General features: G+C 59.3%; 19 protein-coding genes and 1 riboswitch. Of the genes, 14 read left to right on the forward strand and 5 right to left on the reverse strand.

Features of this window, described 5'->3' with window-relative positions:
- Positions 1-14: 14 nt before the first annotated feature.
- From cobT to bluB, 5 genes are all read left to right on the forward strand, one after another.
- Positions 15-1,058, forward strand: coding sequence for a nicotinate-nucleotide--dimethylbenzimidazole phosphoribosyltransferase (gene cobT, locus JK202_RS11270; protein WP_349291861.1), 1,044 nt, complete (start codon positions 15-17; stop codon positions 1,056-1,058).
- Positions 1,055-1,822 (forward strand): adenosylcobinamide-GDP ribazoletransferase, encoded by a 768-nt coding sequence (gene cobS, locus JK202_RS11275; protein WP_211561109.1) that lies wholly within the window; start codon positions 1,055-1,057, stop codon positions 1,820-1,822. Before cobT ends, cobS begins: the two co-directional genes overlap by 4 nt.
- Positions 1,823-1,843: 21 nt before the next feature.
- A riboswitch (cobalamin riboswitch) is annotated at positions 1,844-1,981 on the forward strand.
- 30 nt (positions 1,982-2,011) lie between these two features.
- Entirely contained in the window at positions 2,012-2,227 is a 216-nt protein-coding gene (locus JK202_RS11280) for a CbtB domain-containing protein (RefSeq protein ID WP_211561110.1), read from the forward strand.
- A 15-nt stretch (positions 2,228-2,242) separates the two neighbouring features.
- Positions 2,243-2,980, forward strand: coding sequence for a CbtA family protein (locus tag JK202_RS11285; RefSeq protein ID WP_211561111.1), 738 nt, complete (start codon positions 2,243-2,245; stop codon positions 2,978-2,980).
- Positions 2,980-3,621 carry a 5,6-dimethylbenzimidazole synthase gene (gene bluB / locus JK202_RS11290; RefSeq protein WP_211561112.1) on the forward strand — a complete coding sequence of 214 codons (642 nt, stop codon included), beginning with the start codon at positions 2,980-2,982 and terminating at the stop codon, positions 3,619-3,621. The genes JK202_RS11285 and bluB overlap by 1 nt, the downstream gene beginning before the upstream one ends.
- Here the strand turns inward: bluB and JK202_RS11295 are convergent.
- Entirely contained in the window at positions 3,611-4,237 is a 627-nt protein-coding gene (locus JK202_RS11295; protein ID WP_349291862.1) for a histidine phosphatase family protein, read from the reverse strand. The two genes, bluB and JK202_RS11295, sit on opposite strands and share 11 nt — an antisense overlap.
- 73 nt (positions 4,238-4,310) lie before the next feature.
- Positions 4,311-4,625, reverse strand: a complete 315-nt coding sequence (locus JK202_RS11300) for an antibiotic biosynthesis monooxygenase (RefSeq protein ID WP_211561120.1) — start codon at positions 4,623-4,625, stop codon at positions 4,311-4,313.
- Positions 4,626-4,909: 284 nt separating this feature from the next.
- Here JK202_RS11300 and JK202_RS11305 point away from each other — a divergent pair, with 284 nt between their 5' ends.
- Positions 4,910-6,067: an iron-containing alcohol dehydrogenase gene (locus JK202_RS11305; RefSeq protein WP_211561122.1), complete on the forward strand. Its 1,158-nt coding sequence runs from the start codon at positions 4,910-4,912 to the stop codon at positions 6,065-6,067.
- 35 nt (positions 6,068-6,102) lie between these two features.
- On the opposite strand, the gene JK202_RS11310 is transcribed toward JK202_RS11305, so the two are convergent.
- Positions 6,103-6,693 carry an NAD(P)H-dependent oxidoreductase gene (locus tag JK202_RS11310; RefSeq protein ID WP_211561124.1) on the reverse strand — a complete coding sequence of 197 codons (591 nt, stop codon included), beginning with the start codon at positions 6,691-6,693 and terminating at the stop codon, positions 6,103-6,105.
- Between the two features lie 133 nt (positions 6,694-6,826).
- Between JK202_RS11310 and JK202_RS11315 the strand changes: the two genes are divergently transcribed.
- A complete protein-coding gene (locus JK202_RS11315; RefSeq protein WP_211561199.1) occupies positions 6,827-7,744 on the forward strand; it encodes a LysR family transcriptional regulator in 918 nt (305 codons plus the stop codon).
- A 17-nt stretch (positions 7,745-7,761) separates the two neighbouring features.
- Here the strand turns inward: JK202_RS11315 and JK202_RS11320 are convergent, their stop codons facing one another.
- Complete coding sequence (locus tag JK202_RS11320) at positions 7,762-8,724, reverse strand: LysR family transcriptional regulator (protein WP_211561125.1); 963 nt, start codon at positions 8,722-8,724, stop codon at positions 7,762-7,764.
- A 167-nt stretch (positions 8,725-8,891) separates the two neighbouring features.
- Between JK202_RS11320 and JK202_RS11325 the strand changes: the two genes are divergently transcribed.
- From JK202_RS11325 to JK202_RS11335, 3 genes are read left to right on the forward strand one after another with little or no spacing between them, the layout of a single operon-like run.
- On the forward strand, positions 8,892-10,568 hold the full coding sequence (locus JK202_RS11325) for an MFS transporter (protein ID WP_211561126.1): 1,677 nt from the start codon (positions 8,892-8,894) through the stop codon (positions 10,566-10,568).
- A gap of 16 nt (positions 10,569-10,584) precedes the next feature.
- The gene (locus tag JK202_RS11330) at positions 10,585-11,661 is read left to right on the forward strand and encodes an HlyD family secretion protein (protein WP_211561127.1); all 1,077 of its coding nucleotides are present in this window, start codon (positions 10,585-10,587) and stop codon (positions 11,659-11,661) included.
- A gap of 8 nt (positions 11,662-11,669) precedes the next feature.
- Entirely contained in the window at positions 11,670-13,169 is a 1,500-nt protein-coding gene (locus JK202_RS11335) for an efflux transporter outer membrane subunit (RefSeq protein ID WP_249199985.1), read from the forward strand.
- Positions 13,170-13,193: 24 nt separating this feature from the next.
- On the opposite strand, the gene JK202_RS11340 is transcribed toward JK202_RS11335, so the two are convergent.
- Positions 13,194-14,096 (reverse strand): S1/P1 nuclease, encoded by a 903-nt coding sequence (locus JK202_RS11340; protein WP_211561129.1) that lies wholly within the window; start codon positions 14,094-14,096, stop codon positions 13,194-13,196.
- A gap of 540 nt (positions 14,097-14,636) precedes the next feature.
- Between JK202_RS11340 and JK202_RS11345 the strand changes: the two genes are divergently transcribed.
- The 4 genes from JK202_RS11345 to JK202_RS11360 all read left to right on the forward strand — a co-directional run bounded on the left by JK202_RS11345 (position 14,637) and on the right by JK202_RS11360 (position 20,291).
- The gene (locus JK202_RS11345) at positions 14,637-16,283 is read left to right on the forward strand and encodes a lactate permease LctP family transporter (protein WP_211561133.1); all 1,647 of its coding nucleotides are present in this window, start codon (positions 14,637-14,639) and stop codon (positions 16,281-16,283) included.
- Between the two features lie 423 nt (positions 16,284-16,706).
- Positions 16,707-17,324, forward strand: a complete 618-nt coding sequence (locus tag JK202_RS11350; protein ID WP_211561135.1) for a sorbitol dehydrogenase family protein — start codon at positions 16,707-16,709, stop codon at positions 17,322-17,324.
- Between the two features lie 20 nt (positions 17,325-17,344).
- The gene (locus JK202_RS11355; protein WP_211561137.1) at positions 17,345-18,982 is read left to right on the forward strand and encodes a GMC family oxidoreductase; all 1,638 of its coding nucleotides are present in this window, start codon (positions 17,345-17,347) and stop codon (positions 18,980-18,982) included.
- On the forward strand, positions 18,975-20,291 hold the full coding sequence (locus JK202_RS11360; RefSeq protein WP_211561139.1) for a cytochrome c: 1,317 nt from the start codon (positions 18,975-18,977) through the stop codon (positions 20,289-20,291). Before JK202_RS11355 ends, JK202_RS11360 begins: the two co-directional genes overlap by 8 nt.
- Positions 20,292-20,352: the final 61 nt, after the last annotated feature.

Here is a 20,352-nt window from a genome sequence, read left to right on the forward strand (position 1 = left end):
TCCGAGACCCGTCCGTGACCGCAGCCCCTGCCTTCCGCACCCTGACCGATCTGCGCGCCGCGTGCCTCCACCTTCCCGCCCCTGATGAGACCGCAGCCCGGCGCATTGCCGAACGCGAAGCCACACTGACCAAGCCCCCCGGCAGTCTGGGACGACTGGAAGAGCTGACCTCATGGCTCGGAAGCTGGCAACAAGACCAGACGCCTCGTCTGGAGCAGGTCCGCATTCTGGTCTTTGCCGGCAATCACGGCGTTGTTGCGCAGGGCGTCTCGCCCTGGCCCGCGGATGTCACGGCACAGATGGTCGCTAATTTCCGCAGCGGTGGCGCAGCGATCAATCAGCTGTCCCGGATCGCGGACGCAGAACTGCGGGTCATTCCCGTCGCAGACCTGCGCCCCACTAATGATTTTACCCAGACAGCAGCCATGACGGAGGAGGAATTTCTTGCGGCCGTCCAGACCGGTTATGATTCTGTACCCCCGGATACGGACCTTCTCTGCCTCGGGGAAATGGGCATCGGCAACACGACGGCCGCAGCAGCCCTCAGTGCAGCGCTTTTCGGCGGCGGAGGAACTGACTGGGCTGGACGTGGCACAGGCCTCGACACGGCAGGCGTTGCCAACAAGGCCGCAGTGATCGATCGCGCCCTCACACTTCATTCTGGTTCATTCTCCGACCCACTCGAATGCGCGCGCAGACTGGGCGGCCATGAACTGGCCGCCATCATGGGCGCGGTACTGGCCGCCCGATATCACGGTGTCCCCACCCTGCTGGACGGCTTCATCTGCACAGCCTCGGCCGCCCCTCTCCTAAAGCTCGATCCCGCCGCCCTCGACCATACGCGCCTGTCCCACTGCTCGGCAGAGGCCGGACACCGCCGTCTGGCACAGGAACTCTATCTCACTCCGCTTCTGGACCTCGGCCTGCGACTTGGAGAAGCCTCCGGCGCTGCGCTTGCTGTTCCACTGGTCCGCGCTGCACTTGCCTGCCATCAAGGCATGGCAACGTTTGCAGAGGCCGCCGTCTCGCAGTCCAGCGAAGCCTCTTTCGAGGCATGACGATCTGGCGCGACATACGGGAGGATCTGGCCTGCGGGCTCAGCCTTCTGACGCGCCTACCGACCGGCTGGCTCCGCGTTGAGGGTTCGGACTGGAGCCTTGGCCGGTCACTCTGGTGCTGGCCGCTTACGGGAGCGGGAGTTGGGGCGGTCGGAGGCGCACTGTATCTTGCCCTGACCCATCTCGGCCTCCCGCCGCTGCTCTCGGCGATCTGGACCGCCGCAGCCCTGCTGCTACTTACGGGCGGTCTGCATGAAGACGGGCTGGCTGATATGGCAGACGGGCTTGGTGGCGGCCGTGACCGGCGCCGCAAGCTCGATATCATGCGCGACAGCCGTCTTGGCAGCTATGGTGCAATGGCGCTGATTCTGGCCCTTGCCCTTAGGGTCAGTGCCCTGTCCTTTCTGGGGGGAGCAAGCGCCATGGAATGCCTCATCGCGTCCGGCGCTCTGTCGCGTGCCAGCATGGCAGGTGTCGCATTCTTTCTGCCTCCCGCCAGACCTGATGGCCTTGCAAGGCAGCTTGAAGACCTTAGCGCCATCCGCGTAACACTCACGCTTCTGATCGCTGCTGTTCCGGTTTTCCTGGCGTTTCCGCCCCTGACGGCCGTTTTAACCTGTGCTGGCAGCACAGGCATGACAGCCCTGCTCATGACCCTGAGTTTCCGACAGCTTGGCGGACATACGGGCGATGTTCTGGGCGCTACAGCCTGTCTGGTCGACTGCACGGCACTGACCATCCTGATTGCCTCAGTCCCGGGCTGATGACATGCAAACGCTCTTTTCATTGACAGAACACGTCAGGGCGCTTTAGCTCATTCCAAAGCCGGGAACCGGAGAAGTCGGTGCAAATCCGACGCGGTCGCGCCACTGTAAGGCTGCCTTTCGGCAGCAAGCCAGACCTCCCTTTCCATCGTCCCACCGCGGAACGCGCATTTCCCAGCGGAGCCTGTCATGAGCCAGACCTTTTCCCAAGTCCAGACCCTTCCTGCCCCCGTCGCCATTCCCCTTCGCGCCATCGCGCCCTGGGCGATCTTCGGCCTTCTACTGAGCATGCTGCTCATCTATTTCACGGGCGCTGAGCAGGGAGCGACTTCTCTGATCGCCGGTCATGCCGTGCATGAATTCGTTCATGACGGGCGCCACCTCCTCGGCTTCCCCTGTCACTGACAGAGTGACTTTCTGATGGCTGGACGTCTTCTTGTCCGCGGCATGGTCGCGGGCATCCTTGCTGCATGCCTAGCATTCCTGTTTGCACGGATCTTTGGCGAGCCACAGGTCAATCTCGCGATCGCTTTTGAGAGCGCACGCGATGCGGCCGCAGGCGAGGCCCCTGAGCCCGAACTCGTCAGCCGCACGGTGCAGGCTTCTTTTGGTCTTCTCACAGCCAGCATCATGTGCGGGGCAGCTTATGGCGGCATTTTTGCTACAGCTTTTAGCGTGGCTTATGGACGCATCGGCCGCCTCAGTCCGCGCGCCTTGTCGGTTCTGCTCGCCGGTTTGGGATTCATAGTATTCGCACTGATTCCAGATCTGAAATACCCTCCCAATCCCCCTGCCGTGGGCAATGGCGCCACAATCGGCCTCCGAACCACTGTCTATTTTGAAATGATTGCGTTGTCCGTGGGAGCTGGTGCGATTGCAGTCCTGCTCTGTGCGCTCCTGATCCGGAAACTTGGGCAGTGGAACGGCATTCTTGCTTCCATCGCGTTGTTCATTGCCGTCATCGCCGTCGCCCAGTGGCGCCTGCCCGACATCAACGAAGTTCCTACAGATTTCCCGGCCGTTGTTCTGTGGCGCTTTCGTGAATCTTCCATCGGCATGCAAGCGGTCCTCTGGACGACTCTCGGGCTGGTTTTTGGTCCAATGGCCGAACGCGTGCTCTCATCGTCTCTCGGCAGAACCCCAAGACGTTCCCACTGATGTCTCAAGACCCACAGTTCTCTGAAGCCTTCCAGCAGGATCTCGAACGCCTGTTCACATGGCGTCGGGACGTCCGGCATTTTCGCACCCATCCACTTCCTCCAGGGGTGCTGGACGACCTCCTCCAACTCACCTGCCTGGCACCCTCGGTCGGACTCAGTGAACCATGGCGCTTCGTGCTGGTTGAAGACTCCGCGCGCCGTTCCGCCGTACGCACGAGTTTTGAAAACTGCAATGCTCAGGCACTGGCAGGATATGACGGCGACCGTGCTGCCAAATATGCAGGCCTCAAACTCGCCGGCCTGAACGATGCACCTCATCACGTCGCGGTATTCTGCGATACGGACCCTGATCAGGGAAGTGGGCTGGGACGTTCCACCATGCCGGAAACCACGATCTGGTCCGCGGTCATGGCAATTCACACCTTCTGGCTCGCAGCAACAGCAAGAGGTGTTGGCGTCGGCTGGGTCTCGATCATGGAACCCGCAGCCATCAGCCAGGCGCTGGATATTCCGGGACACTGGCAGTTTCTGGCTTATCTCTGCATCGGCTACCCGGCCCAGGTCTCAGACACACCTGAACTGGAGCGCGTGGGATGGGAACATAGAAACCCCGAACGCCGGGACTGGATCAGGCGCTGATCCGCTCACTGGCATCATAGCGGACCCGATGCAGCCTTGCCGTTCCCTGAGGCATTGACGCCGCAAGGAGTGACGGCTCCCGCCCCTCGGCCAGTGCGTTAAGGATCCGTAGTGGCCCCCCATGGGACACAACACAGACCGGCTCCTGCGCCTGCGTCAGATCTTTCCAGAAGTAACGAGCCCTTGAAAGAAGCTGCTCACCGCTTTCCCCACCCGGCGGTGAAAATCCTTCCGGATCCGCTGCCCAGTGGTCGAGGTCTGCGCGGGGGAGGTCATTCCACGCAAGCCCTTCCCATGCCCCGAAATCCAGTTCTGCAAGACGGGGATCAATCCGGAGTTCCATCCCTCCCCGCACCGCAAGCTGTTCCGCCAGCAAACGACAGCGCCCTGACGGCGAGGAGGCCACCACGCGACATCCGGCCCCCCTGGCAACGATGGACAACCCACGAGCCAGACCGGTCCACCCGCTTTGGAGAGGAACATCCGTCCGGCCATAGCACTGACCGGCCATGCCTTCGACAGGCGGATGGCGGATCAGCAGAACCGGCAGGCGATAGGAAGAACCTGAAGCGCCCGATAATGCGGGCCGGGTTGGGCTTTGGACGGACATCAGCATCCCGATGGTAACTCCTGCGTCCTGTTGCGCGTCAGGGAACAGTCAGCCTGAGCAACATGAATAATGGAAAAACTCAGGCTTCAACATCCTGCAGAACCTGAAAACCTTCAAAAACGGGGGGCCCCAGCGTGAGGACCGGCCCCTGACCCGCACCCGCATGCGCGGCGCGAAATTCCTCTGACCGGGTCCAGCCAATGAACGCATCATAGGAGGACCAGACAGTATGGGAGGCATACAGCACATAGTCTTCCATGGCCGGACCGCGCAGGAACTGGAAGCTGACAAATCCGGGAACAGTCTTGAGAAGAACATCTCGCTCGAGCCATTTCCTGCGGAAGGCCTCTTCGCTATCGGGGCGAACCCTGAAGCGGTTCATGGCAATATACATCGCAATATCCCCATCTTTTCACCTGGCAGGACACGCCCCTGCGCGGGTTTGTAACGGGTGGGTCATCAAGCGGTTTCCCCGCCGGAAGCGATCCCCCGCCGCATTGAAATGGATGTTCTCCATCCCACGTACAAGACGCTGAAGATCACACTCTCCCGCCGCCTGTGGCCAGATCGTAGAAAATTGCTAGTCTGATCAGGAGCTCAGCATGCGGGCTTTTCTGACGCGCCGCAGAACTGGCGTCTATGATGACGCCCACAGACGATTCATCTGAAAGCAGAACCATGCAGAATTTTGAATTCTACAATCCCACACGCATCATTTTCGGTGAGAACACGATCCCGAAACTGGCGGAACACATTCCCGCCAACGCCCGTGTCCTGATCCTCTTCGGCGGGGCGAGTGCAGAGCGCAACGGAACACTGCCCGACGTCCGCAAGGCGCTTGACGGACGCTTCACGCGGGAATTCGGAGGCATCGAAGCCAATCCAACTTACGAGACGCTGATGAAGGCGGTCGAACTGATCCGGAACGAGAAACTGGACTTCCTTCTAGCCGTCGGTGGCGGATCCGTCATTGACGGCACCAAATTCGTGGCGGCGGCCGTGGATTTCGAGGGCGATCCGTGGAGCATTCTCACGACGCATGGTGCGAACGTCAAAGCCGCGATGCCGCTGGGAACGGTACTGACACTGCCGGCAACCGGTTCGGAAATGAACAGCTTCAGCGTCATCACCCGCCAGTCCACACGCGAGAAGCTGGCGTTTGGCAGCCCGCATGTCTTCCCGCGCTTTTCAGTACTGGACCCGACCCGCACCTATTCCCTGCCCGTGAGGCAGGTTGCGAATGGTGTCGTGGATTCCTTCGTCCACATCATGGAGCAGTACCTGACTTATCCCGCAGACGGCCTTGCACAGGACCGTTTTGCCGAAGGCCTTCTGCTCAGCCTGATCGAGATCGGACCAAAAGTTGTCGCCGAGCCTGAGAACTATACGCTCCGCGCCAATTTCATGTGGATCGCAACACTGGCACTCAACGGGATCATTGGCGTCGGGATGCCGCAGGACTGGTCCACCCACAGTATCGGTCACGAACTAACGGCGCGCTACGATATCGATCACGCCCGCACACTCGCCATCGTCCTGCCATCCATGCTGCGGGCCCGAAAGGACGCCAAGCGTGGCAAGCTCCTGCAATATGCGGCCCGCGTCTGGAACCTGAACGACGGTTCGGAAGACGAGCGGATCGAAGCCGCCATCGTGCGGACAGAAGAATTTTTTGAAAGTCTGGACATCCCGACGCGTTTGTCAGCCTACAAAATCGGCGAAGACGGAATCGAACCCCTGATCGGGCAGCTTGAGGCCCACGGCATGACCGCACTGGGCGAACATGCTGACATCACTCCGGATGTCAGCCGGCGCGTGCTCGAAATGAGCCTCTAAGAAACGGGGCAGCGATATAAGCTGCCCCACCTTCCTCAGGACGCAGTGCCGATCACGTCTTTTAGATGCTGGCTGTAAGCTGCGAGCGTTGCCTCAACATTCGGCGCTTTCATGACGTCCGTTGCCAGAAAAGTCGGAAGTGCGGACATGCCCAGGAACTCATGGGCCTTGTGGAATGGGAAATAGACCCCGTCCACACCGCGTCCCTCAAAGAACTGATCAGGGTCCGTAAAAGCATCTGCCGGTGCATTCCAGGTGACCGAGAGCATATAGCGCTTGCCCTGCACCAGACCGCCCGAGCCATACTTGCGCTCAGGATGCGCCCGGCTGCGGCCGTCATTGGCATACAGCTTGCCATGCCCGGCGGTCATGACCTCATCGATGTATTTCTTGACCGTCCAGGGCACACCCATCCACCAGCCCGGGCACTGGTAAATGACCAGATCAGCCCACATGAAGCTCTCGACTTCCTGCTCCACGTCATAGCCGTCATCAATTTTCGTCTGGCGGATCTCGTGTCCGCTTTTGGACAGCATGTCCACGGCAAGCGCCTGAAGCGTGTCGTTCAGTCGTCCGTGGGAATGGGCAAAAGCCTTGCCACCATTCAGAAGAAGAATTTTTGTCATTAGTGCCTATCCATTTCTGTCACGCATCAGCAGGTGTGACGGGTTTAGGGTCATCATGAACGTGTGAAAGCCTCTTGATAACTCCTGCAATCTCCACAAAACCTGTGAACCAGTTTCATAGATCGGAAGAATGATGGATAACCGTTTCGGCGAAATGAAAATCTTTCTCCGCGTCGTGGAGAGCGGCAGTTTTTCCGAAGCCGCGCGCCTGTCCATGACCACCCCGTCCACAGTCAGCAAGCTGATCGGACGGGTGGAGAGCCGTCTGGGAGTGCGGCTCGTGGAACGCTCGACCCGCAGACTGTCCGTCACGCCTGAAGGTCTGGCCTATTATGACCGCGCGCAGGCCCTGATTGCGGAACTGGACGACATGGAGGGCTTTCTATCCAAGAAAACCGTCCAGCTTACGGGGACGGTACGGATCAATGCCTCCGTGGCGTTTGGGACGCTGGCGCTGGAGCCGCTGCTGCCGGCGTTCTGGAACGAATATCCGGATATCGTGGTGGATCTGTCGCTGTCTGATGAAATGGCAGATCTGTATCTGGACCGGACGGATATCGCCTTTCGGGTTGGGAAACTTCAGGATTCCAGCCTCACGGCCCGGCATCTGGGCAGCGTGCCCCGGCTGATTGTTGGCGCGCCGGGCTATCTGGAGCGGTTCGGGCGGCCTGAAAGTGTTGATGATCTGGAACATCATCGGTGTCTGGGGTTTAATTTCCGGCGGGCAGCCCCGGTCTGGCCCTTGCAGGAACGGGGCCGGATCGTGGACCGGATCGTGCGGGGGCCGTTGCTCGCCAATAACGGGGAGAGCGTGCGACGCGCCGCCATTCGCGGGGCCGGGCTGGCGCGACTGGCAGAATATCATGTGCGCGAAGATCTGGCGGCGGGGCGTCTTGTGGAAGTTCTGGCGGAAAGCGGAACGCGGGATGAGGAAGAAATCCACGCGCTCTATCAGGGCGGAAAACAGGTGCCCCAGCGCATCCGTGTCTTTCTGGATTTCGTTGTCCCGCGCCTTCAGAGTGCTCTCAGGCCTCGCCCGGAGAACCTATGAACGCAATTCCCAGATCGTTACTCAGGGATCCCGACTTCGCCCCGAAAACGGACGAGTTCGCGGCGGATGACCTGAAAGACCGTATCGCGCAGCCAGCGATGAACGCCGTCCATGTCCACGCGAGGGTGCCAGGCCTGAAATGAGGTGACGGGGGGCAACTCGAACGGAAAGTCGAAGGCTTCAAGCTGGATCTGCGACAGGGGAAGGCGATCGATCACGATATCGGGCAGTGGAAGGATCATGTCCGTCTCGCGCATGGTCTCGATCATGGAATGGTAGGTCGGCACCACCATCGCAATCGGGCGGGTCAGGCCGTAGCGCTCCTTGAGAATGGCGTCGATCGGGCCGTAAGGGCGGCCTTTACGGGAGACGCTGATGTGGTCGTAATCAACAAGCGTCTGCGGCGTAATACCGCGCGCGAAGATAGGATGCCCTTCGCGAACCATGGCGCGAAATGACGTCAGGAATAGCGTCTGGCGCATGATTTCGGGACGCAGATCGTCCGTAGCGCCCACATAGAGGTCAATCCGGCTGTTACGCAGGGCCTCGCTGGCCGGTTCCTCCGTCTCAGGCGAGAATACGATGCTGCAACCGGGGCAGTCCTGTTTCAAAGCCATCAGGATGGCGTTCCCGAAGGCACCGACGATCAGGTCATTGGCGCGGATCGTGAAACGGGGTGAGAGATGCCGCAGGTTGAGCGTTTCACTATCATTCACCAGCGCATCGGCGTCGCGCACGATATTCTGAACTCTGTCACGGATCCGGTTGGCGAAGGTCGTGGCCATCATGCGTCGGCCCGACAGCACCAGGATCGGATCTCCGAAAACGGTCCGCAGCGTTGCGAGATGGCGGCTCATGGCTGCGTCACTCACCTTCAGGCGCAGGGCGGCTTTTGAGACGCTCTCTTCCTCCACGAGAACCTGAAGGTACCGCAGAAGATCGAGATCGTAGCGTCTTTGGCTGTCGGTCCGCTTCGCCATGGCACTCTCCGTTTCCTGCGGTTTTCGAGCGTATTTTCACGCCTTCGTGTGAAAATGGAAAGGATTTCTTCAATCCTTGCGGAAAGTGGAAACGTCACTTGCCACAAACGTGGGTTTTCGGACCAGCACACTCCGGATAGTGGCTGTGGAGAAACGAAAGAGACCCCATGCAACCAGCAGCTTCGCCCCCGGCAGGTGCGCCGCCCGCGCAGCCCTCCTATATCCCGCCTTTCGGCATGCGGACCATTGTCGGCTGTCTGGGGATGCTGCTGGCCGTGCATGTGGCCGGATTCAACGAACACATCACGGAAATCGGCCTCGCCGATATCCGGGGTGCGATGCATATTGGACACGACGAAGGAACCTGGTTCACCTCGATCTATGAGGCCTTCAACATCGCGGCCATGGCGTTCACGCCCTGGTTCTACATGACGTTCTCGATCTACAGGTTTTCGATTTTCATGACGGCCGTGCTCGCCATGCTGTCGATCCCCCTGCCCTTCATGCCGGACATGGTTTCACTGTGTTTCCTACGGGCCGCTCAGGGACTAAGTGCGGGGTGTCTGCCGCCCGTCCTGATGACGGTTATGCTCAAATACCTGCCGCCCCCCATCAAGGTGTTTGGCATTGGCGGCTATGCGATGAGCGCCACCTTCGGCCCCAATCTAGGGGGGCCGCTTGAAGCGATGTGGTTCGAGCATGTGGGCTGGCGCTGGCTGTACTGGGAGGTCATTCCCTTCAGCATCATCGCCATCGCCATGATGGCCTACGGGCTGCCGCGCGACCCGGTGCATCTCGAACGGTTCAGAAAGTTCAACTGGCGCGGCTTCTTTATCGGCGTGCCGTCCATCCTGTGCGTGGTGACGGTGCTGTACCAGGGCGACCGGCTGGACTGGTTCCGCTCGCCGATCATCTCCCATCTGACATTCTGGGGCGGCGCGCTGTTCGTGGGATTCCTGTTCCATGAATGGCACCATCACAGCCCGTTCTTCCGGCTTCAGTACTGGAAGAACCGCAACATCACGATGTCACTGCTGACGCTCGTGGCGGTGCTCATCATCTGCGGACTGATGATGGAAGTGCCGATGACATATCTCGAAGCGGTGCGCGGATACCGGCCGATCCAGGCTACTCCGGTTGCGCTGACGGTCGCGCTGCCCCAGCTCGTCATGCTTCCACTGACGGCCGCGCTCTGCAACTCCGCACGGGTCGACTGCCGGTATGTGCTGGCGTTTGGCATGTCGTGTCTGGCGCTGGCCGCATTCCTTGGAACCTGGCTCACGCCGGACTGGGTGCGGGATAATTTCTACGTTCTTCAGGGGCTTCAGATCCTTGGCCAGCCGATGGTTGTGATCCCGGTGCTGATGCTGGCCACCATGTCCCTTGGCCCGGCGGACGGGCCGTTCATCTCGGGCATGGTCAACATGCTCAAGGGCATGGCCAATGCGTTCGCCGCTGCCATTTTTGAAATCCTGCTGCGCCGCCGGGAGCAGTATCATTCCACCATGCTGCTGGACCGGGCTAGCAACAACGCTACGTCCTTGTCGGGCATGGGCGATCCGATCCATGCCGCCATCAGCAATACCTCCCCCGACAGCGCTCATGTGGCGCGCAATACGCTTCAGATCTTCCACACCTATCTGCACGAGCAGTCGATCACGCTGGCGCTGGTGGATATCTATTTCATCGTGATGTGCATCTGCATTTTCTACATCGCGCTGACCGCCGTGCTGCCGAAACGGGTCTATCCGCCCGGCAAGGGGCCTGCTCCGGCCATGCCTGCCGCGGCCCGCGATCCACATCCCGAACCCGCTCCCTCCTCCATTCCCGCCACCGCGCACTGACGGACCTGTCTTGAACATGATTTACGGAAAACCCCTTCTTCTGGCCGGATGTGCGGTCGTCCTGCTGACAGGTCTGGCCTGGACGGCTGACCGTTTCTTCGTGGGCGATGGCATCCGGCAGGAAACCAACGACGCCTACGTCACGGCCGATTTCACGACCGTGGCGCCGAAAGTCTCCGGGCGTATCGACCGCGTGCTGGCCGAGGACAACGAATACGTTCATGCCGGGGAGGAACTCGCCCATATCGAAGACGATGATTACCGTGCGGCTCTGAATGAAGCACAGGGCGAAGTCTCGGCCGCCAGGGGTGACGTAGACAACCTTCAGGCTTTGCTTGAACGTCAGGGCTCCATTGTTGATGCGGCGAAATATACCGTACAGTCCGACGAGGCCGCATTGGTCTTCGCACGGCAGAACGCGGCCCGGTATCGCAACCTGTCGGCAGGTGGTGCGAGCACGATCGAGCAGCAGCAGGGCGCGGAAGCCCGGCAGCTTGAGGCCCTCGCTGCCCTCGCCCGTGACAAAGCGGGAACCAGCACGGCTGAACAGCAGATCGCCGTGCTGAAGGCACAGCTTGAAAAGGCTCAGGGTGCGCTTATGAAGGCCCAGAGCGCGGAGCATCAGGCCGAACTGAACCTGTCCTACTGCACCATCCCCGCCCCCGTGGACGGTGTCGTCGGCGAGCGTGGCGTGCGCGTCGGTGCCTATGTGCATCCGGGCACGGGTCTGCTGGCGGTCGTGCCGGTTCGCAAGGCCTATGTGCTGGCGAATTTTCAGGAAACGCAGCTAACGAAGGTTCAGACCGGCCAAAGCGCGACGGTCTGGGTTGATACGTTCCCGGGCCATCCGCTCAAGGCGCATGTGGACAGTCTGGCGCCCGCGACGGGTGTGGCTTTCGCGGCCATCCAGCCGGATAACGCGACCGGAAACTTCACGAAGGTCGTCCAGCGCGTCCCGGTCAAGCTGACCTTCGATCCCGGCCAGCCTCTGGCGGAAAAAGTCCGCGTTGGCATGTCCGTGGAAGCGCGGATCGACACGTCCTCCGCGCTTGAGGGCATCCATTCGCATGATGCGCGGTATCTCTGGAAATGAGACCTTCCATGTTCCCGCATTCCCGCTGCCTTCTTCTGGCGCTGACCGCACTTTCCGCCTGCACGGTAGGTCCGGACTATCATCATCCCGATCCCCATGCGCCCGCGCACTGGCACCAGAGTCTGGCACCAGAGGCCAGCCATCCGCAGGAAACCTCCGCGATGGATGCACAGTGGTGGCGGATCTATCATGACCCGACGCTAACGGCGTTGGAGGAGGATGTGGCGCAAAACAACCTCGATCTGCGCGAGGCTGCCCTGCATTTCACGGAAAGTCAGGCTGAACGCCGGATCGCCAGTGCAGCCCAGATGCCGCATATGGAAGGCGCGGCGTCCTATGCCCGCGAACGTGCCAGCACGAACGGCATTCTTGGCCTTCTGGGAACCATGCAGCAGGCTGGCCCCGGCGAAATCGCCAGCGGTCAGCAGGGTTTCGGACCGGCTGCCGCAGACGGCGCAAAGGGCAACCCGTCGTTCAATCTGCCGCAATACGGGCTGAGCGCGTCCTGGGAAGTCGATTTCTGGGGGCATGTGCGCCGTCAGGTTGAGGCAGCAACAGCGGCCATGCACGAAACGGACGAACTGCGCCGCGATGTGCTGATTTCGCTCATGGCCGAAACTGCGCAGGATTATCTGAACCTGCGCAATATCCAGACGCAGATTGGCATCACCCAGCAGAGCATCGCCATTGCACAGCATAGCGTGAAGCTGACGGAGCTTCGGTTCGCACAGGGCACGGCAACGAAGCTCGATGTCGCCTATTCCCGCGGACAGATGCATGGCTTCGAAGCGCGCCTTCCGGTCCTGAAAAGTCAGGAAGTGCATCTCGTGAACGCGCTGAGCTTCCTCATCGCGCGGGAGCCGGGCGCGTTGAAGGACAGGCTTGGCTCGGCGCAGACAATCCCGCCCGTCCCTGCGGATATTCCAGTTGGCCTGCCCTCCGAACTGGCGGAGCGTCGCCCGGATGTGCGGGCGGCCGAAGACCATCTTCATGCCGCAACAGCCAGCATCGGCGTGGCCGTCGCGGACTTTTTCCCGCGCGTAACGCTCTCGGGCAGCCTCGATATTCAGGCATTGCAGTTCAGCGGGCTGGGATCATGGGCATCCCGGCAGTACGGGTTCGGCCCAACGATGACACTGCCGTTGTTCGAGGGCGGGCGTCTGACCGGGCAGCTTCATCTGCGGCGGGCGCAGCAGAAGGAAGCGGCGATTGCGTTGCAGCGCACGCTTCTGAAAGCCTGGGAAGAAGTTGATGACTCCATGGCGGATCTGAGCGCCGCGCAGGAGCGCCGGAACCGGCTGGAAGAGACAGTTTCGGAAGACGAAACCGCCGTCCATATCGCGCAGCTTCAGTACAGTCAGGGTTCGGGAGACTTCCTCAACGTCCTGACGACCCAGAACGCTCTTCTGGCGAGCCGGAGCGCACTGGCTGAGTCGAGCGCCAACGTCTCGATCTCCGTTGCCCATCTGTACCGGGCGCTGGGAGGCGGCTGGCCGCAGAAATCCTGACGTCCATTCACCTCGGAGCCGTTCTCAGCCGCCATTCAGGGCGGTGTTGAGGACGGCGGCCAGACGCACGCCGGCCTGTTCCAGACGCAGTTCCATGATCGGCCATGTCAGTTCAGTATAGGCCTTGCCGACATCCGCGCCCTTGTTGGCCGGAAGCGCGCCATAGGCCACGCTGCGGGCCAGTGAATGGCTTTCGTCGGCCCAGTCGACGGTCGCGTTGTAAACATCGCCGCCGTCCAGATCCTGCACCCAGTATTTCGTCTCGTCCGGCGTAATCAGGGCGCCCAGACGGTCGGCTTCCTGCTTCGCGCGGGACGCGTCAATGCTGTAGAACGGACCGACATGCAGGTCCGCCTCATGGTCGATCACGCCCTCATCCCACAGGGAATGAAGATTCATGTGGCCATTGGCATTATCGCCGAAATAGGTCAAGCGGATCGCATTGCCGCCCATGTCCTTATTCCGCTCGGCAGCGTGCAGCGGCTGATGGATATCGCCCATCAGATGCACCACCCATTTCAGAGCCACCAGACGGTCCTGCGAGGAGGCATGCGTGTCCGCAAGGATCTTGATTTCCTCGGGCAGCTTTTCGACGACGCAGGCATGGTCAGGGCAGTCGCGGGCCTGATCGTAAGCCGGATGTGACACATCGATATCGACGTAGTGCCATTTCAGCGTCTCGGGCGCGCCACCCTTTTTCTTGGGCACATGGCCGATCGTATCGGGCCAGGACGCGACCTGATCAAGAGTCTGATGCTTCTCAAGCGCAAGCAGAGCAGTCGCAGCCTTCTGGGCCTGAGGCGTCAGGCGTTCCTGCGCAATATCCGCGACGATCGCGTGGCCATAAGGCCCCCAGGCGAGCGCGCTGGAAGAAAAGGCAATCGTACCGGCCCCGATCAGGGACGCACAGAGAAGGCGAAAATGCATAGGAACTCGACTGTCCATTTCTACTGATGATGCTACCCCTGTTTCTCACCCTTTCGAGAGCATCACAAGGCATTCCACAGCACCAATTTGCTCGGCCCCACAGCATATCTTTCCATCCAAAGCAGGTACACCAGCCTTATAAAAGAAGTCTAAAACTGCATTTTATAACTTTTTATTGCCAGATCAGGAATTTAGTCCAAAAATCGGAATTTTTTTCTCGACAGAGAAATAAAACATAAATTTTATTTATATAAAAATACTAAATACCAGATATATGCGTTATATATATTTAATATTTATCAAATTCTACTTCCTGTAGACAATAATGAAACCCAGATTAACAGCATATATCATTAATATCCACATTAAGCGCCCCAGATACCAATCCAACTAATAAAAACCGTATGTCATAAATTTTACCGTCAATTACATCCAACCCTTATTGCGGTTATTGATTTCGAAAAATATCATCCGCGGTAGAGAAAATAAAAATATACCGTTTTCTTATTTTCACTTAATTTTTATTTTGGAGGCTTCTGGATGTCGTCCTGGGTACAGGTTTACGATCCCATAGGGAATATCTGGATTTCCGGCGCGGTCGCTCTCATTCCAATCCTGTTTTTCTTCTTTGCCCTTCTATACCTGCACATGAAGGGACATATCGCCTGCACAATTACTGTGGGAATTACTTTTGCGCTTGCCGTCCTGTTTTATGGCATGCCGTTCTTCATGGCCTTAGCGGCATGTCTGTACGGTTTTGCTTACGGATTATGGCCCATCTCGTGGATCATCATCGGTGCGGTCTTTCTCTATAAAGTCTCCGTCCGGACGGGACAGTTTGATATCATCCGCCATTCCATTTCCACGGTCTCTGAAGACCAGCGCATCCAGCTCCTTCTGGTCGCATTTGCGTTCGGGGCCTTTCTGGAAGGCGCCGCTGGATTTGGTGCACCTGTCGCCATCACAACAGCGTTGCTCGTCGGGCTCGGTTTTCCGCCGATTTATGCAGCAGGACTGTGCCTGATCGCCAATGCAGCACCGGGCGCTTTTGGCGCCATGGGCATTCCCGTAATCGTTGGTGCACAGGTGATAGGAGCCGAACCCTATGCGGTTGGCCGACTGGTCGTGATGCAACTGCTCATAATCGGAATCCTCATTCCGTTCTGGCTGGTCGCCGTCGTGGACGGGATGAGAGGCATTCGCGAGACATGGCCTGTCATCCTCGTTACGGGGGCCACTTTCGCCCTTACGCAGTCCCTGACTGCGCTACTGATCGGGCCGGAACTGCCTGATATCATTGCACCGCTGGTCACAATGGTCGCAATTCCGGTTTTTCTGCGCATCTGGAAGCCCAGCCGGATTTTCCGCTTCGATACGGGTGATACACCTGCTGATGCCGTTGTGGAGAAAACATCTTATACGGCCCCCCAGATCCTGCGTGCCTGGTCGCCTTTCATCATTCTCACGGCGTTTGTCGCCATCTGGAGCATCAAGCCTTTTAAGGCGCTTTTTTCGGCCGGTGGACCACTGGACTGGACGGTGCTCGTTCTCCGTTTTCCGGGACTGCATAACCTCGTCCTCAAAAGTGCTCCGATTGTTTCCAGCCCGACCCCCTATGCCGCCATCTTCAAGCTGGATTTTATTTCCTCAGTGGGCACAGCCATTCTGCTTGCTGGCGTGATGTCCGTTCTGTTTCTGAAAATGCGCCCAAAGGACGCTTTTGCGACTTTCCGTGATACGTTGCGAGAGCTGAAAACGCCTATCTATGCCATTGGCATGGTGCTGGCCTTTGCATTCCTCGCCAACTACTCGGGCCTGTCGACGACGCTGGCTCTGGTGCTGGCCATGACCAAGGGCGCGTTCACATTCTTCGCGCCTTTGCTCGGCTGGCTCGGTGTTTTCCTGACAGGCTCCGACACCTCATCAAATGCCTTGTTCGGCGGACTTCAGGCTGCAACAGGACGTCAGATTGGCGTTAGCGGTGAACTTCTGGTCGCGGCAAATACGGTTGGTGGCGCTGTGGGGAAAATGATTTCTCCGCAGTCCATTGCCGTAGCCTCTGCTGCAGTCGGACTGGTCGGACAGGAAGGCGTATTGCTCAAATTCACACTGAAATGCAGCATCGTGCTGGCGGTTCTCGTCGGGCTGATCACCACCGCACTGGTTTTTCTGGGCGTCGGCACATAAACGTCGTCGTCTGATGGCAGTACCTAGGGGCGCGGAAACACATCCGCGCCCCTGTTCCATCTTACTGGACCTTAAAAGTACCCTATTTCCCTCTCGAGAAAACCAGTTGCGAAGAATTCGCAATATCTGAAGAGGACGCAGGAGTGACGAACTTCCGAATCCGATCACGTTGCAAAGGAGAGTGGCAGTAAAGGGCCCGGGAAATGTCTGTCAGTCTTTGGGAACCACAATAAGATAACGGACGTTTCTGTTAGTTATCCTTCTCACGCAACTTATCTGGCTTGTCTTTTTGCCGGATTATTTCCGGATAATTGGCCGTTCACGGTTGCATGATCAGGCTGTCTCTGTAGGCTGCGGACCTCTCAAGGTGTCAGGATCACGGTCCCGTCATCAATCTCGAGTGTATGCGAAGAGTGATCCTACATGACGAAAGATCGTCACTGCCCTCTTGTTGACCTCCATGTTTCCTCCCCCAATGCCATGCGTCTGAACCGGCTGATGCGGATGTCGCGTCGCGATACGCTGATGACGGGCATGGCTGGCATGGGCATTATGGCGGCTGGAAGTGTCGTGGCCGCGGAGCCTTCAACCGGCGCCGCCCCTGAACTTGAACGCTTCATGAAGCTCTCCTCGCGCCTCACGGACCGCCCTTCCCTCGACCCGCGGATCGGCAAGGCGCTGTATGAGCGCATTCTCCAGTCCGGCCCGGAGCGCAAGGCGCAGCTTTCAAAGCTTGCTGATCTTCTGGAAGGCGGGACTTACGAAAACGCCTCCGCGTTCGCCAAGGCTGCCGAACAGGCCGACCCCGCGCTCAAGGACGTTATTCATGACCTCATGACCGGCTGGTATCGCGGTGTCGCGGACGGCAAGGTCGTGGTCTATCGCTCCGCCCTGATGTTCGACGTCACCAAGGACGCGATTTATCCCAAGACCTATGCCGCAGGCGGCCCGTTCTACTGGACGACGCAGCCGCCCGATGTCGACAAGCCGACCGGCGCCCCTGCGCTTTCGCCGTCCAAGTTCGACGTGGAACCTACCTGAGAGCGGGAACAGCATCTCCTATGTCTTCTGATCAGAATCTTTCCGCCGATGTCGTGATCGTCGGGTCCGGTGTGGCTGGCAGTTCCATTGCGAACGAACTGGCCCGCGCCGGCATTTCCGTCATCGTGCTGGAGGCCGGACCGCGTGTGGACCGGCAGCATTTCGTCGATAATTTCCGCAATCTGGAAAACAAGCCCTCCTATCAGGGCCCCTTCCCGTCCACACCCTGGGCCGAGCATCCGCCCAACCAGATCACGCCGAACAAATACCTGCATACGAGCGGCCCGAACGCGGAAGCCTATCAGCAGGTTTATCTGCGGATGATGGGTGGTACGACCTGGCACTGGGCTGGCTGTGCGTGGCGTTATCTTCCGTCCGATTTCGAGCTCAAGACCCGCTATGGTCAGGGCCGTGACTGGGCGCTGAAATACGACGACCTCGAGCCATTTTACTATCAGGCCGAAGTCATGATGGGCGTATGCGGTCCGGACCCGAAGGTCGAGGATCTGGGTTCGCCGCGCAAACAGCCCTACCCGATGGAAGCTCTACCGATTTCCTATGCGGCCCAGCAGTTTCGCAAGCTCATCAATGAAAAGACGCCCTACCGCGTCGTGCATGAGCCGCAGGCCCGGAACACGAAGCCTTACGACGGCCGTCCGACCTGCGAAGGGCACAACAACTGCATGCCGATCTGCCCGATCGGGGCGATGTATAACGGTGGCTATTCCGTCTATCACGCCGAGGCGGCTGGCGCGAAGTTTATCCCGAACGCAGTCGTCTACAAGATTGAGCGGGACAGCGCGAATAAGAAGGTGACGGCCGTTCACTATTACGATCCGGACAAGGGATCGCATCGTGTGACGGGCAAGTACTTTGTGGTTGCCGCCCACTGCATCGAGACGGCCAAACTGCTGCTGCTTTCGGCAGACGAACAGAGCCCCGACGGTGTCGCCAACAGCTCGGGCCATGTCGGCCGGAACATGATGGACCATACCGGCGTGCAGGTGACGTTCATCAGCGGCGACAAGGCCCTGTGGCCCGGACGCGGTCCGCTTGAGACGAACGTGATCGACAATTTCCGCGATGGCGACTGGCGTGGCGATCGTGGCGCGTATCTCGTGCACATGGTCGATGACAACCAGGTCGATTTTGCAACACAGCTTGCGATTTCTAAGGGTTATGTCGGCAAGGATCTGGAAGACCAGATCCGCTATCTGGCGTCCCACACGGTCCGTCTGTTCAGCCATAACGAGGCCCTGCCCGATCCGGACAACCGCCTGACGCTAAGCACGACGCACAAGGATGCGCTCGGGATTCCTCATCCCGATGTCTATTACAAGCTGCCGGAATATACCGTCCGCAGCTGTGAACATACGCGTGGGCTGTTCAAGAACCTTATCGGCCTGATGAACGGTACGGACGAGCAGTGGACGCCGGGTTACTTCCCGCAGGATCACCCCTCGGGCAGCACCATCATGGGTGTGGACCCCAAGGATTCCGTGGTGGACGGCCATTGCCGGGCGCATGACCACGAGAACCTGTTCATCGCGAGTTCCTCCGTGTTCTCCACGGTCGGAACCGGGAACATCACCCTCACCGTCGCAGCCCTTGCGCTTCGTGTTGCCGATACGCTGAAAAAAGAACTGCTCCATGCCTGATTTCAAAACCGTTTTCTGGTCTTTCCTCGTTGGTGGAACGGTTCTGAGCGGACTGTCTGCCCCTGCTGCGCGGGCGGCGGATGTGGATCAGGATGTCATGAACCGTGGCGCCTATCTCGCCACGGCGGCGGACTGCATCGCCTGTCACACCAAGCTGGGTGGCACGCCGTTCGCCGGTGGTCTGAAGATCGCCACACCCATGGGCGACATCATTTCCACAAACATCACGCCCGATGCCGATCACGGGATCGGCAAATACTCGGAGCATGATTTCGAGCAGGCGCTCCGCAAGGGCAAGCGCCGTGATGGCGAAAACTTGTATCCCGTGATGCCGTATGTCTCCTATGCGGGCATGACGGATCAGGACATTCACGCGCTGTATGTCTGGTTCATGAACGGGGTCAAACCTGTTGCGGAAACACCGCCCGCAACCCAGCTCAGCTTTCCCAGCAATATCCGCCTGACCCTGTCGGGATGGAACATGCTGGCGGGCAGCGAGAAGCAGGAGACCGGCGATTCTGCGACCTATGATCCGCTGCGACGCGGCAAATATCTCGCGACGGCCCTCGAGCATTGCGGAACGTGCCATACGCCGCGCAACGTGATGCTGATGGAGAAGTCCGACGAGTTCCTGGCCGGAAGCCCGCTTTCAGGCTGGTACGCGCCGAACATCACGCCGAGCAAGACGGGCGGTATCGGGGACTGGAGCGAAGACGATATCGTCCAGTATCTGCGCACCGGTCGGGTCAAGGGCAGAAGCCAGGCGGCCGGTCCGATGGGAGAGGCTGTCGAGCACAGCACGAGCCACCTGACGGATGCGGATCTGCATGCGCTGGCGGCTTTCATCCGGCAGATCAAGCCGATGGACGATGCCACCGACCATCAGCCGCGTGATGGTTTTGGCAAGGCGAACGACATTCCTGATCTGCGTTCAGGTGAGCTGACCCGGATCGACAACCTGTCGCAGAAGGCTCCGGAAAACCTGTTCGATGCCAATTGTGCCGCCTGTCATGGGCAGAACGGCGCGGGAACCGTCGATCAGTATGCACCGTCGCTTTACAAAAACTCCGTTGTCGGAGCAGGACGTCCGGACAATCTGATCATGACGATCCTGACAGGCGTGAACCGCAAGACGGCGGATGGCCATGCCAGCATGCCGGCTTTCGGCAGCACCGCAGATGTGCAGCGTCTGGACGATGCGGAAGTCGCCAGCCTCGTGAATTATGTCAGCAAGACATTCGGCAGCGGCACCTATACCGTGACCGCCGATCAGGTCGCGCAGGTTCGCAAGGATCATACGCCGCACTAATCTTCATCAGACACAGGCCATAATAAAAAGGGGGAGACGGCTCAGGCCCATCTTCCCTTTT

Source organism: Gluconobacter sp. Dm-62 (genome assembly GCF_018256155.1).
Taxonomy (GTDB): domain Bacteria; phylum Pseudomonadota; class Alphaproteobacteria; order Acetobacterales; family Acetobacteraceae; genus Gluconobacter.